This is a genomic window from Mycobacterium sp. P4_H6, from assembly GCF_056400845.1.
Genome location: NZ_JBFUKN010000047.1, coordinates 32,234 through 44,551, shown reverse-complemented (window position 1 = coordinate 44,551; position 12,318 = coordinate 32,234). Strand labels below are relative to the sequence as shown.

Genomic DNA, 12,318 nt, shown 5'->3' with positions numbered 1-12,318 from the left:
GCCGCCAAACGAAGCCGCATTCCCGCATTCATTGAACTCGGCAAACGTCTACAAGAACACTTCGAAGCGATCATCTCCGCCGTGGAACTCGGCATATCCAACGCCCTCAACGAAGGCATCAACGCCCGAACCCGCCTCATCAACGCACGCGGCTACGGCCATCACTCCGCCCGAGCACTGAGCTCGATGATCTACCTCTGCATCGGCGGATTACACCCTCGACTACCCATGAAAACGTGAGGAGTCGCAAGTATGTTCGATATCGATCCCGGTGCCGGTGAGGCGGAGCTCCGGGCCGATATCGAGCGTTTCGAGCGACTCAAGTCGGCGGCCGCGGCGGCGCAGGCCCGGGCCACCGCGTTGTGGTCAGCCAAGCGGCGCGCCGCCGAGGCTATCGCCGGAGTGCCCGCGGCGAAACGCGGGCGCGGTCTGGCCGCCGAAGTCGCGTTGGCCCGCCATGAGGCGCCGGTACGCGGCGGCACCCATCTCGGGATGGCCCGCGCGTTGGTCCACGAGATGCCACATACCCTCGCCGCGCTGGAACGCGGACACCTCTCGGAATGGCGGGCAACCCTGATCGTGCGCGAATCCGCCTGCCTGAGTGTCGATCACCGCCGCCAGCTCGATGCCGAACTCTGTGCCGATCCTTCCCGGCTGGAGGGCTGGGGCGACAAGCGGGTGGCGGCCGAGGCCAAGGCCATCGTCACAAGGCTGGACGTCGAGGCGGTGGTCGCACGGTCCGCCAAAGCCGCCAAGGACCGCTGCGTGACGATCCGCCCCGCACCGGACACGATGGCCTATGTGACGGCGCTGCTGCCCGTCGCCCAGGGTGTCGCGGTGTATGCCGCGTTGAAGCGCGCCGCCGACACCACCTTCGACGACCGCTCGCGCGGGCAGATCATGGCCGACACCCTCGTCGAACGGACCACCGGCCGCCCTGCAGAACAACCCGTACCGATGACACTGAACTTGGTGATGGCCGATACGACCCTGGCCGGCGACGATGAGTCGCCCGCCTGGTTGGCCGATTACGGTCCTATTCCGGCCGGTTTCGCACGCACTCTCACCGGCGGCGCGGCCGACCCGGAACTGAAATCGACACTCCGGCGGTTGTACCGGCACCCGCAGTCCGGCCAGCTGGTGGCGATGGAGTCGCGGGCGCAGCTGTTCCCGAAGGGCCTGTCTACATTGTTGGAGCTTCGCGACCGAACATGCCGAACTCCGTACTGCGATGCACCGATTCGGCACCACGACCATGCGGTTCCCCGACGTAGGCACGGCCCGACGAGCGCACTGAACGGGCTCGGGCTGTGCGAGGCCGGCAACTACGCCAAGGAGGCGCCGGGCTGGTCGGTGCGCACCGAGGAGGTCGACGGTGCGCATACAGCCGAGTTCACCACTCCCACCGGGGCCGTCTACCGATCGACCGCCCCGCCGCTGCCGGGGCCGCCGATCAGGACGGTCAGCGTCATCGAGTGCGGGTTGAGCGTGGACCTGGTCAGGTTCAACGCTGCGTGAGTGGCGCACCCGTCGCGGCGCGGACGTCGTCGACAGTGACGCCCGGCGCGGTCTCGACGAGCACCAATTCGCCGTCGCCGGGGATATCGATGACCGCAAGATCGGTGACGATGCGGTGCACGACCCGCTCGCCGGTCAGCGGCAGGGTGCATTCCGAGAGGATCTTCGGATTACCCTGCCGGTCGGTGTGTTCCATCAGGACGATCACCCGCGCCGCGCCATGGACCAGGTCCATGGCCCCGCCCATGCCCTTGACCATCTTGCCGGGCACCATCCAGTTGGCCAGATCGCCGAACCGCGACACTTCCATCCCGCCGAGCACGGCGACATCGATGTGCCCGCCGCGGATCATCCCGAATGACAACGCCGAATCGAAGAATGCCGCACCGGGCAGGACAGTCACCGTTTCCTTGCCGGCGTTGATGAGATTCGAATCCACCTCAGCCTCAAGGGGATACGGGCCAGTGCCCAGAATGCCGTTCTCCGAGTGCAGGGTGACCCGGACGGACGGGTCCAGGAAACCCGGCACCAGGGTCGGCAGGCCGATCCCGAGGTTGACGTATTCCCCGTCGCGCAATTCACTGGCGACCCGTGCCGCCATCTGCGGCCGGGTCCATCCCTTGACGGTCTGTGGCTCGGTCATGCGTTCACTCCTGCCTCATCGCGGACGGTGCGTTTCTCGATCCGGACGTCCTGCGGTCCGGTCTCGACGATGTGCTGGACGAAGACCCCCGGCAGGTGAATGCCCTCGGGGTCGAGTTCGCCCGGTGCGACGAGCCGTTCCACCTGGGCGATCGTCACCCGGCCGGCCATCCCGGCCAGCGGATTGAAGTTCATCGCGGTCTTGTCGAAGACCAGGTTGCCCTGGGTATCCCCCACTGCGGCATGCACCAATGCGAAATCGGTCCGGATGCCGGTTTCCAGGACATACCGGCGGCCGTCGAATTCGCGCGTCTCCTTCGGCGGTGAGGCCACCGCGACGGAACCATCGGCGGCGTAGCGCCACGGCAGACCACCATCGGCCACCGGCGTGCCCACTCCGGCGGGCGTATAGAACGCGGGGATGCCGGCGCCGCCGGCGCGGAGGCGTTCGGCGAGGGTGCCTTGCGGGGTCAGTTCCACCTCGAGTTCGCCGGACAGGTACTGCCGGGCGAACTCCTTGTTCTCCCCGACATAGGACGCGGTGACCCGCCGGATCCGGCCGAGCCCGAGCAGCACCCCGAGACCCACGCCGTCGACACCGCAGTTGTTGGAGTAGACCTCGAGGTTGTCCACGCCCGACTCGGCCAGCGCCTCGATGAGGGCATCGGGTATCCCGCACAACCCGAAACCACCCACGGCGAGCGACGATCCGCTCGCGATCCCGGCGATCGCCTCATGGACGTCCTTGACCTGCTTACTGGACATCAGTACGCAACTTCCTGTTGTAGGCGTTCGCTCACCGAACGCGTCTTCGGCCGCCACCAGAACATCATCTTGCCGCCTCCTGCCACAAGGTTTGCCGTCATTCGTCTCCGAACTGCTCGCTCGACGGGACGGTCGGGGCTATCGACGTCCACTCAGTGAACGCTATTGTCGGACCATGACCGAGCTCGGTACGCCGGTGATCACCCGGGTCGCCGCGATCCTGCGCGCCGTCGGTCGTGAACGCGGCGGCGTCACGACGACGGCCGTCGCCCGCGCCACCGACATCCCGCGGGCCACCACGCACCGCATGCTCACCGCACTCGCCGAGCAAGGCCTGATCGACCGGGAAGCCGGCACCGGGCTGTGGTTTCTGGGTCCGGAGATCTACCTGCTCGGCTCGGTGTCGACCAGCCGCTACGACGCCGCACCGGTGGCCGACGATCTGCTGCGCGCCCTCGCCGACGACACCGGAGAGAGCGCCTTCCTGTCCGCCAGACGCGGTTGGGAGACGGTGTGTGTGTCCGCGATCGAGGGCAGCTTTCCGTTGCGGTCGCATGTGCTCTACCCGGGTAGCCGGTTTCCGCTCGGCATCGCCTCGGCGGGTCTGGTCGTGCTCGCCCATCTCCCGGACGGCGAGACTCAGGAATATCTGCACCGCGCCGCCCTCGAAAAGGAATGGGGCGCCGCGCATTCGCGCACGGCCATCGAGGAGCGGCTCCGGCAGACCCGGATCGATGGCTATTCGCTGAACCCGGGCCTGCTGGTCGAGGGCAGCTGGGGTATCGGGGCCGCCGTCTTCGACGCACTCGGCCAACCGCAGTGGGCGCTGAGCCTGACCGGAGTGCAGGCCCGGATGGCCGGCGAACGCACCGCGCAGCTCGGCGAGACCCTGCTGCGCACCGCGCACGAGTTGACCTTGCGCCTCAAGAGGGGCGCTTAGCGTGCGCTCCAACCGCCGTCCATGGTGTACGACGCGCCGGTCACCATGCGCGCCTGCGCGGAGGCCAGCCAGCCCACCAGCGAGGCGACCTCCTGGGGTTCCACCAGCTGCTTGATGGCGCTCTCCTTCAACAGGATCTGCTCGACCACCTGTTGCTCGTCGATACCGTGCGTGCTCGCCTGATCGGCGATCTGCTCGTCCACCAGTGCCGTTCGCACATAGCCGGGGTTGACGCAGTTGCTGGTCACCCCGCGCGGCCCGCCTTCGAGCGCGGTGACCTTGGACAGCCCCTCCAGCGCGTGCTTGGCCGTCACGTAGGCGACCTTGTATTCCGAGGCCCGCAATCCGTGCACCGAGGACATATTGATGATGCGGCCGAAACCCTCCGCGTACATGTGCGGGAGCGCGGCGCGGATGAGCAGGAACGGCGCCTCCACCATCAGGGCCAGCATCGAGCGGAACCGCGCCGGGTCGAACTCGGTGATCTCCGCGACCGTCTGCACGCCGGCGTTGTTGATCAGGATGTCCACATCCAGGCGCACATCCTGCAGCGCTGTCACGTCGAGAAGGTCGACCGCCCAGGCGGTTCCACCGATCTCGTCGGCCAGCGCGCCGGCGGCCTCCTCGTCGACGTCGGCCACCGTCACGGTCGCACCCCGGCCCGCGAGTTCGCGGGCACACGCCGCGCCGATACCGCTGGCCCCGCCGGTGACCAGTGCGGTCTTGCCGGAGAGCTCACTCATGCACGCGCCTCGGCGATCTCCCGCGCATCCGCGTCGTCCAGAGTCCGCAGGTCGATGCCGTTGGTCTCCCGGGTGAAGAGCACCGCGACCAGGGTGATGGCGCACGCGACGGCCAGGTAGATCGAGATCGGCACGGGCGAGCCGTAGATGTCGAGCAACTTCACCGCGATCAGCGGTGCGAGCGAGCCGGCCACGATAGAGGTCACCTGATAACCGAGGGACACACCGGAGTAGCGCATCCGGGTCGGGAACATCTCGGCCATGATGGCCGGTTGCGGTGCGTACATGAAGGCGTGGATCACCAGGCCGAGCGTGATCGCGGCGGTGATGACCACATAGTTGCCGCTGTTCATCATCGGGAAGGCGAAGAAGCCCCAGGTGCCGCCCAGCACCGCACCCACCATGTAGACCGGACGCCGGCCGAACCGGTCGGCCAGGTGGCCCACCACCGGCACAACGGCGAAGTGCACCGCGTGTGCGACCAGCAGGTACCACAGGATGGAACTGGTGTCCGCGCCCACCGAGACCTTCAGATAGGTGATGGAGAAGGTGACCACCAGGTAGTACATGATGTTCTCGCCGAATCGCAGGCCCATCGCGGTGAACACACCGCGCGGGTAACGCAGGAGCACTTCCTTGACACTGAACGAGGTGGCCTTGATCTGCTCGGCTTCCCGTTGTGCCGCAACGAAAATGGGTGCGTCGGTGACCTTGGTGCGGATGTAGTAGCCGATCAGCACGACGACCGCGGACAGCCAGAACGCCACCCGCCATCCCCAGGACAGGAAGGCCGATTCCGACAGGGTCGCGGTGAGCACCAGCAGCACGACGGTGGCCAGCATGTTGCCCACCGGGACACCGGCCTGCGGCCAGCTGGCCCAGAACCCGCGGCGGTTGTTCGGGCTGTGCTCGGCGACCAGCAGGATCGCGCCACCCCATTCACCGCCGACGGCGAAGCCCTGGATGAAGCGCAGCGCCACGAGCAGACCCGGCGCCCAGTAACCGATCTGTCCGAAGGTCGGCAGGCAGCCCATCAGGAAGGTGGCGGCGCCGACGAGCAGCAGGGAGAACTGCAGGAGCTTCTTGCGACCGTACTTGTCTCCGTAGTGACCGAACACGATGCCGCCGAGCGGGCGCGCCACGAACCCGACCGCATAGGTGGCGAAGGCCAGGAAGATCGCGTTGAGCTCACTGGTCGTCTCGGCGAAGAACACCTTGCTGAACACCAGCGTCGCCGCGGTGCCGTACAGGAAGAACTCGTACCACTCCACGACCGTGCCGGCCATGGATGCGGTGACGACGCGTTTCAGACCGGTGGTGGTCTGAGTGGAATTGTGATCGGCAGCACACATATGAGTGAGTATTCATGCACGTCAAGATCGACACAATGGTCAGATCTGCAGGACATCTCTGCAAAAATGCAGATATGGGCCTGCCGAGTGCCGATGATCTGCTGATCCTGCTGGCCGTCGGGCGCACCGGCCGCTACGTGCTGGCCGCTGAAACCCTCGGGCTCAACCACACCACCGTCTCGCGGCGCATCGCCGCACTGGAACAGACCATCGGCGCCCGGGTGCTGACCCGGGTCGGTGCGGTGTGGGAGCTGACCGATCGGGGTCGCGAGGTGCTGGCCGCCGCAGAGGCCGTCGAAGCCGCGGTGCAGTCGCTGGGCACGCCGTCCGGTGAGCAACGCGACCTCGAAGGCGTGGTACGGCTCTCGGCGACCGACGGTTTCAGTGCCTACATCGCCGCCCCGGCAGCCGCCGCGGTCCAGCGCCGCCATCCCGGGGTCTCGGTGGAGATCATCGCCGCCACCCGGCGTGCCAGCCAGCAGCGCTCCAGCGTCGATATCGAGGTCGTGGTCGGCGAGCCCACCGTGCACCGGGCACAGGCGATCCGGCTGGGCGACTACTGCCTGGCCCTGTACGGCTCCCGGAGGTACCTGGCCGAGCACGGCACCCCCGGCGAGGTCGGCGCCCTCGCCGACCATCCGCTGGTCTACTTCATCGAGTCCATGCTGCAGGTCGATGAACTGGACCTTGCCACGAGTTTCGCCCCGAGCATGCGGCAGTCGGTCTCCTCGACCAATGTCTTCGTCCATGTCGAGGCGACGCGCGCCGCCGCCGGCCTGGGACTGCTGCCGTGCTTTCTGGCCGACCCGCACGACGACCTGATCCGGGTGCTGCCCGACGCCGTCTCGGTGCAGCTGGCCTACTGGCTGGTGACCCGCGCCGAGACGCTGCGCCGACCCGAGGTGGCGGCGATCATCGACGCGATCCGGGATCGGATGATCGCTGAGCGTAATGCTCTGCTCGGCGGCCCGAGCTGAATATCGTGAGGCCATGCCCTTCCTGGAGACCGACACCGCCCGCGCGTACTACCGGCACTGGGCGGCCGCCGAACCCCGCGCCGCAGTCGTGTTCCTGCACGGCTTCGGCGAACACACCGGCGTGTACCACCGCTACGGGTTCGCGCTCAACGCCGCGGGTATCGACCTGTGGGCCGTCGACCAGCTGGGGCACGGGCTGAGCCCTGGCCCCCGTGGGGATTTCGGCACCCTGGCGGACAGCTCGGCGCTGGCCGAGGCGCTCACCGTCATCGTCGAGCAGGAGCGTCCGGGACTGCCGTTGATCGCGGCGGGCCATTCGTTCGGATCTGTCGTCACCGCGCTGCGGTTGGTGGAGCAGCCGGCGCGCTACCGCGCGGGCATCATCTCCGGAGCTCCGCTGGCGCCGGTGGCCGATCTGCTGGACGTCGACACCGCACTGGATCTCGATCCGGCCTGGCTGTCCGGTGACCCGTTCTACCTCGACGCGCTGGAGAACGACCCGCTGGCATTCGTCGAGGCGGACAGCGCGCCGCTGGCGCGCGCACTGGCCGCCGCCTGGGATCGGTTCGGTGCCGAGCTTCCGACGCTGACGGTCCCGACCCTGGCGGTACACGGCACCGGCGATCCCATCGCGCCCGTCGGGCCGGTGCGGGCCTACGCCGAACAGATCGAGGCCCTGCAGATCGCCGAGTTCCCCGGCGCCAAACACGACATCCTCAACGAAACAGTGCATCGAGATGTCGCCACGACCGTCATTGCCTTCATCGCAGCGACTCTGGGATGGCATTCTGTTCGCGATGGCACTCGGGCTGAATAAAGACACCAAACACACACTCGTCAAACTGCTGGCGGCGGTCGCGCTGATCGCGGTCATCCTCGGCGGTTTCGCGGCGTGCCTGTTCACCGTCCGCTCCACCGACGAGGCGACGGAGACGAACGCCGGGCCGGCGCTGCAAGGCAGCTTCAAGGTGGACATCGGCCCGACCGCCACCCCGGACGGTAAGCCGGTGGCCGGCACGGCCCGCACCGAGACCTGGGTGGCCCGCTCGACCTGCCGCGGCACCGAATGTGTTGCGACGGTGGCGGTGGTCGATCCGAAGAACCCGTCCGGACCGCCGTCGCTCTCCATGGTGTTCGACTACATCGACGGAGACTGGTTGACCGTGCGCGAGGCGCCCGACAAGTGCAAGGTCGGCGATGCCGAGGTCGATGTCACCGGATGGACTGTCATCTCGCTGCGGCCCCGCCTCGACGGATCGATGTCCGGTGAGTACACCTGGGCCACCGCACCGGCCCTGTGCGCCAGCAAGCGTGCCGTCAACCTGTCGCCCACCAGCGGAACCGGCACCGGTACCCAGGCGGCGGACCCGGCGGAGGAGCCGCCGCTGCGGGCCTCCCCCGGTGCGGCCCTGTGGGGCACGTACTCCTACACCCAGACCTATCCGGCCACCGGCGAGGTGTTCCCGCCGCACGACTACCGCGCCACCACCCACTGCCTGCGCACCGGGGACCGTTGCGTGACGTTGATGTCGACGATCGACACCAACAACCTGTTCGTGATGCAGTACGGCGACCGCCGGTTCACCGCGAGCTTCCCCGAGGGTGATGCGCAGTGCACGGATGGAATCGGCAAGGTACGCCAGTCATCCCGCGATGAACTGCCGCTGCCGCAGGGTCCGCAGAATCCGATCGCCACGTTGACGGGGAAGTCGTTCCAGGACTACACCGGAGACTGCCCGGCCCAGGTGGAACTGGACGTCCGGATCCAGCGCACCGGGGACTAGCAGCCTCAGAGCCAGGTGTCCGATGTGGTCGCGGTGAGGAAGGCATCCAGATCGTCGCGCCACTGGGCCGGGGTGTTCTTGTCCGGTTCGATACCGGTGTACTCGCCGCGGTAGAACAGCAACGGGCGCGGCTTGAGAGCGGGCGGCTCCGACATCGACTGCACCGCGCCGAACACCACGAAGTGATCACCGCCGTCGTGCACCGAGGCCACCGTGCAGTCGATGTGGGCCAGGCTGCCGTCGATCACCGGCGATCCGAGTTCCGAAGGGCTCCAGTCGATCCCGGCGAACTTGTCCGGCGCCTTGGATCCGAACTGTGCCGAGACATGCTGCTGGTTCTCGTGCAGCATGTTGACGCAGAACTTGCCGCTGGACTCGATGGCCTGCCAGGCCCGCGACTGCTTGGTGGGGCAGAACAGCACCAGGGGCGGATCCAGCGACAGCGCGGCGAAGGACTGGCAGGCGAAACCGATCGGCACCCCGTCATGGACCGTGGTGATCACGGTGACACCGGTGCAGAACTGGCCGAGCACATGCCGGAATGTGCGCGGATCGATGGTCGCAGAACTCATGACTACTTGAAGCCGACGCTGAAGTCGTGGCCCCACAGACTGACCGCGGTGCTCTCCCGGGCCACCCAGCTGGTGTCCTCGACTTCGAGTCCCTCACAACCGAACTCGATATCGAACCCGCCGGGGGTCTTGATGTAGAACGACAGCATCTTGTCGTTGGTGTGCCTGCCCAGGGTCGCCGACATCTTCACCTTGCGGCGCAGCGCGCGGTCCAGGCAGAGACCGACGTCATCGGACTCCTCGACCTCGACCATCAGATGCACGATGCCGGTCGGGTTGGGCATCGGCATGAAGGCCAGCGCATGGTGGCGTGGGTTGCACCCGTAGAAGCGCAGCCAGATCGGATCACCGTCGGCCGGGCGGCCCGCCAACTGCGGCGGCAGGCTCATCGAGTCGCGCAGCCGGAAGCCGAGCACATCCTGGTAGAACGCCTGTGCCGCAGCATCATCGTCACAGGTGAGCACCACGTGCCCGAGACCCTGCTCGGCGGTGACGAACTTGTGGCCGTACGGGCTGACGAACCGGCGCCCCAGGTACTGGGCACCGTGGAACGCCTCCAGCACGTTGCCCGCCGGATCGGTGAAACGAATCAGGCCCTCGACCCGCCGTTCGGAGCGCTCCTCGCGGGTGCCCTCGGCGAATTCGACGCCTGCCTTGGACAGCGTCTCGCGCAGCGCCTGCAGCGCCGGCGCATCGGCAACCTCCCAGCCCGAGATCAGCAGCCGGTCCTGGTCGCCGGGCACGATCACCAGCCGGGCGGCCATCTCGTCCATGCGCAGGTACAGCGCACCGGGGGTGCTGCCGTCGCCTTCGACCATGCCGAGCACCTTGAGCGCGAACTCGCGCCACGCCGCGACATCGGTGGCTTCGATGCGCATGTATCCAAGAGCCTTGATGCTCATCGCGGTGCCCTTCCTAACTCAGGAAATCGATGGTGAGCTTGTTGAACTCGTCGAACTTCTCGACCTGAGCCCAGTGTCCACACTGTCCGAAAACGTGCAACTGCACGCGCGGGATCTGCTTGACCGCGACCAGCGCGCCGTCGAGCGGATTGACCCGGTCCTCACGACCCCAGATCAGCAGCACCGGCTGGCGTAGCTTGAAGACCTCGCGCCACATCATGCCGAGCTCGAAGTCCGGTCCCGCGAACGACTTACCCATCGCCCGGGTGGCGGCCAGCGATTCCGGTGTGCTGGCGATGGCGAATCGCTCGTCGACGAGTTCCGGGGTGACCAGCTTCTGGTCGAACACCATGATGCGGATGAAGGCTTCGAGGTTCTCCCGCGTCGGCTCGTAGTTGAACTTCGCGAGCGCCTTGACGCCTTCGGTCGGATCCGGCGCGAACAGGTTGACGCTCAGTCCGCCGGGCCCCATCAGGATGAGCTTGCCTGCGCGGTCCGGGTAGTCCAGCGCGAACCGCACCGCGGTGCCCCCGCCGAGCGAATTGCCCAGCAGCGGAACGCGTCCCTGCACACCGAGGCTGTCGAGCAGACCGAGCACCGCCTTGGCGCTGTACCGGTTGTACTGCTCGTGCTCGGTGTGCTTGTCGGACAGCCCGTAGCCGGGCTGGTCGATCGCGATGACGTGGAACTTCTCGGCGAGCACGGCGATGTTGCGGCCGAAGTTCGACCAGCTCGACGCGCCGGGACCACCGCCGTGCAGCAGCACGATGGTCTGAGCGGTCGGGTCACCCGCCTCGTGGTAGTGCAGCCGCATGGCCAGTTCCCCGGCTTGCACATCCGCGTAGCGCGAGGTCGATTCGAACGTGATCTCTTGAACAGCAGTCATATCAGACCATCGTGTCCGCGGGCGGCAGTCCGAACTCGTTGTTACCGAAGATCAGGTAGGCGCGCTCGGGCTCGTTGGCGGCGTGCACCCGCCCGGCGTGCGCGTCACGCCAGAACCGCTGCAACGGGGCGCCGGTGACCAGTGCGGTGGCGCCGGCCGACTCGAACAGCAGGTCGATCGAGGCGATGGAGCGGGCCGTGGCACGCACCTGGTCGCGACGGGCGCGGGCGCGCAGCTCGAACGGAATATCCTTGCCCGCCTGCAGAAGTGCGTACTCGTCGCCGACATTGCCGATCAGCTGGCGCCAGGCGGCGTCGATATCGCTGGCCGCCTCGGCGATGCGGACCTTGGCGAAGGGGTCGTCCTTGGACTTCTCGCCGGCGAAGGCCGCACGTACCCGCTTGCCCTGGTGCTCGACATGGGCGGCGTAGGCGCCGTAGGCCATACCGACGATCGGCGCGGAGATGGTGGTGGGGTGCATGGTGCCCCACGGCATCTTGTAGACCGGCGCGGTGTTGTTCTCGTACCCGCCCGCGGAGCCGTCGTTCATCGCCTTATAGGACAGGAAGCGGTGCGAGGGCACGAAGACGTCCTTGACGACGACGGTGTTGCTGCCGGTCCCCTTCAGGCCGACGACATGCCACACGTCGTCGATGGTGTATTCGGTGCGCGGGATCAGGAAGCTGCCGAAGTCGACCGGGCGGCCGTCCTTGATCACCGGGCCGCCGAGGAACGCCCAGGTGGCGTGCTCGCTGCCGGAGGACCACTGCCAGGCGCCGCTGACCAGGTAACCACCGTCGACGACGGTGCCCGCCCCCATCGGTGCGTACGAGGAGGACACCCGGACCGTCGGATCCTCGCCCCACACCTCGTCCTGGGCCTTCTGGTCGAACAGCGCGAGATGCCAGTTGTGCACACCGATGATCGAGCTGATCCAGCCGGTGGAACCGCAGGCGCTGGCGAGTCGGCGGACCGCCTCGTAGAAGTTCGTCGGGTCGGCCTGCAGGCCACCCCACTGCTCGGGCTGGAGCAGTTTGAAGAAGCCGACCTCGTCGAGTTCGTTGATGGTTTCGTAGGACACCTGGCGCCGATCTTCGGCGGCCTGGGCCCGTTCCCGCAGCTTCGGCAACAGATCATCGATGCCGGCGAGCACCGCCTGCACGTCACGCTGTTCAATAGACGTCACTGAATTGCCTCCCGGATCGAGATCAAGCACTGGACAAAGATTAGAACACGT

At 67.2% G+C, this 12,318-nt stretch carries 14 protein-coding genes; 6 read left to right on the top strand and 8 right to left on the bottom strand.

From position 1 onward, the window contains the following. Together AC1DTF_RS19520 and AC1DTF_RS19515 are read left to right on the top strand one after the other, a co-directional pair. Window positions 1-240: transposase (locus AC1DTF_RS19520; RefSeq protein ID WP_477475247.1), on the top strand; the 240-nt coding region annotated here is incomplete at its 5' end. Between the two features lie 12 nt (window positions 241-252). Further along, on the top strand, window positions 253-1,518 hold the full coding sequence (locus tag AC1DTF_RS19515; RefSeq protein WP_477475246.1) for a DUF222 domain-containing protein: 1,266 nt from the start codon (window positions 253-255) through the stop codon (window positions 1,516-1,518). Here the strand turns inward: AC1DTF_RS19515 and AC1DTF_RS19510 are convergent. Continuing rightward, on the bottom strand, window positions 1,505-2,161 hold the full coding sequence (locus tag AC1DTF_RS19510; protein WP_057170877.1) for a CoA transferase subunit B: 657 nt from the start codon (window positions 2,159-2,161) through the stop codon (window positions 1,505-1,507). The genes AC1DTF_RS19515 and AC1DTF_RS19510 overlap by 14 nt on opposite strands. Further along, the gene (locus tag AC1DTF_RS19505; protein WP_057170876.1) at window positions 2,158-2,925 is read right to left on the bottom strand and encodes a CoA transferase subunit A; all 768 of its coding nucleotides are present in this window, start codon (window positions 2,923-2,925) and stop codon (window positions 2,158-2,160) included. The genes AC1DTF_RS19510 and AC1DTF_RS19505 overlap by 4 nt, the downstream gene beginning before the upstream one ends. Before the next feature lie 175 nt (window positions 2,926-3,100). On the opposite strand from AC1DTF_RS19505, the gene AC1DTF_RS19500 reads away from it, so the two are divergent. Next, a complete protein-coding gene (locus AC1DTF_RS19500) occupies window positions 3,101-3,865 on the top strand; it encodes an IclR family transcriptional regulator (RefSeq protein WP_477475245.1) in 765 nt (254 codons plus the stop codon). Here AC1DTF_RS19500 and AC1DTF_RS19495 read toward each other — a convergent pair. Continuing rightward, window positions 3,862-4,608, bottom strand: coding sequence for a 3-hydroxybutyrate dehydrogenase (locus tag AC1DTF_RS19495; RefSeq protein WP_477475244.1), 747 nt, complete (start codon window positions 4,606-4,608; stop codon window positions 3,862-3,864). The genes AC1DTF_RS19500 and AC1DTF_RS19495 overlap by 4 nt on opposite strands. Beyond that, on the bottom strand, window positions 4,605-5,960 hold the full coding sequence (locus tag AC1DTF_RS19490) for an MFS transporter (RefSeq protein WP_477475243.1): 1,356 nt from the start codon (window positions 5,958-5,960) through the stop codon (window positions 4,605-4,607). Before AC1DTF_RS19490 ends, AC1DTF_RS19495 begins: the two co-directional genes overlap by 4 nt. Before the next feature lie 74 nt (window positions 5,961-6,034). Between AC1DTF_RS19490 and AC1DTF_RS19485 the strand changes: the two genes are divergently transcribed. From AC1DTF_RS19485 to AC1DTF_RS19475, 3 genes are read left to right on the top strand one after another with little or no spacing between them, the layout of a single operon-like run. Beyond that, window positions 6,035-6,937, top strand: a complete 903-nt coding sequence (locus tag AC1DTF_RS19485) for a LysR family transcriptional regulator (protein ID WP_477475242.1) — start codon at window positions 6,035-6,037, stop codon at window positions 6,935-6,937. A gap of 13 nt (window positions 6,938-6,950) precedes the next feature. Then, window positions 6,951-7,754: an alpha/beta hydrolase gene (locus AC1DTF_RS19480; protein ID WP_477475241.1), complete on the top strand. Its 804-nt coding sequence runs from the start codon at window positions 6,951-6,953 to the stop codon at window positions 7,752-7,754. Beyond that, on the top strand, window positions 7,735-8,721 hold the full coding sequence (locus AC1DTF_RS19475) for a hypothetical protein (protein ID WP_477475240.1): 987 nt from the start codon (window positions 7,735-7,737) through the stop codon (window positions 8,719-8,721). Before AC1DTF_RS19480 ends, AC1DTF_RS19475 begins: the two co-directional genes overlap by 20 nt. 5 nt (window positions 8,722-8,726) lie before the next feature. On the opposite strand, the gene hsaB is transcribed toward AC1DTF_RS19475, so the two are convergent. Genes hsaB through hsaA form a run of 4 tightly spaced genes read right to left on the bottom strand, consistent with a single transcriptional unit; the run spans window position 8,727 to window position 12,267 of the window. Then, complete coding sequence (gene hsaB, locus AC1DTF_RS19470) at window positions 8,727-9,293, bottom strand: 3-hydroxy-9,10-secoandrosta-1,3,5(10)-triene-9,17-dione monooxygenase reductase subunit (RefSeq protein ID WP_057170871.1); 567 nt, start codon at window positions 9,291-9,293, stop codon at window positions 8,727-8,729. A 2-nt stretch (window positions 9,294-9,295) separates the two neighbouring features. Beyond that, on the bottom strand, window positions 9,296-10,195 hold the full coding sequence (gene hsaC, locus AC1DTF_RS19465; protein WP_057170870.1) for an iron-dependent extradiol dioxygenase HsaC: 900 nt from the start codon (window positions 10,193-10,195) through the stop codon (window positions 9,296-9,298). Between the two features lie 13 nt (window positions 10,196-10,208). Further along, window positions 10,209-11,081, bottom strand: a complete 873-nt coding sequence (gene hsaD, locus AC1DTF_RS19460; RefSeq protein ID WP_057170869.1) for a 4,5:9,10-diseco-3-hydroxy-5,9,17-trioxoandrosta-1(10),2-diene-4-oate hydrolase — start codon at window positions 11,079-11,081, stop codon at window positions 10,209-10,211. Between the two features lies 1 nt (window position 11,082). After that, window positions 11,083-12,267: a 3-hydroxy-9,10-secoandrosta-1,3,5(10)-triene-9,17-dione monooxygenase oxygenase subunit gene (gene hsaA / locus AC1DTF_RS19455; RefSeq protein WP_477475239.1), complete on the bottom strand. Its 1,185-nt coding sequence runs from the start codon at window positions 12,265-12,267 to the stop codon at window positions 11,083-11,085. Window positions 12,268-12,318 lie beyond the last annotated feature (51 nt).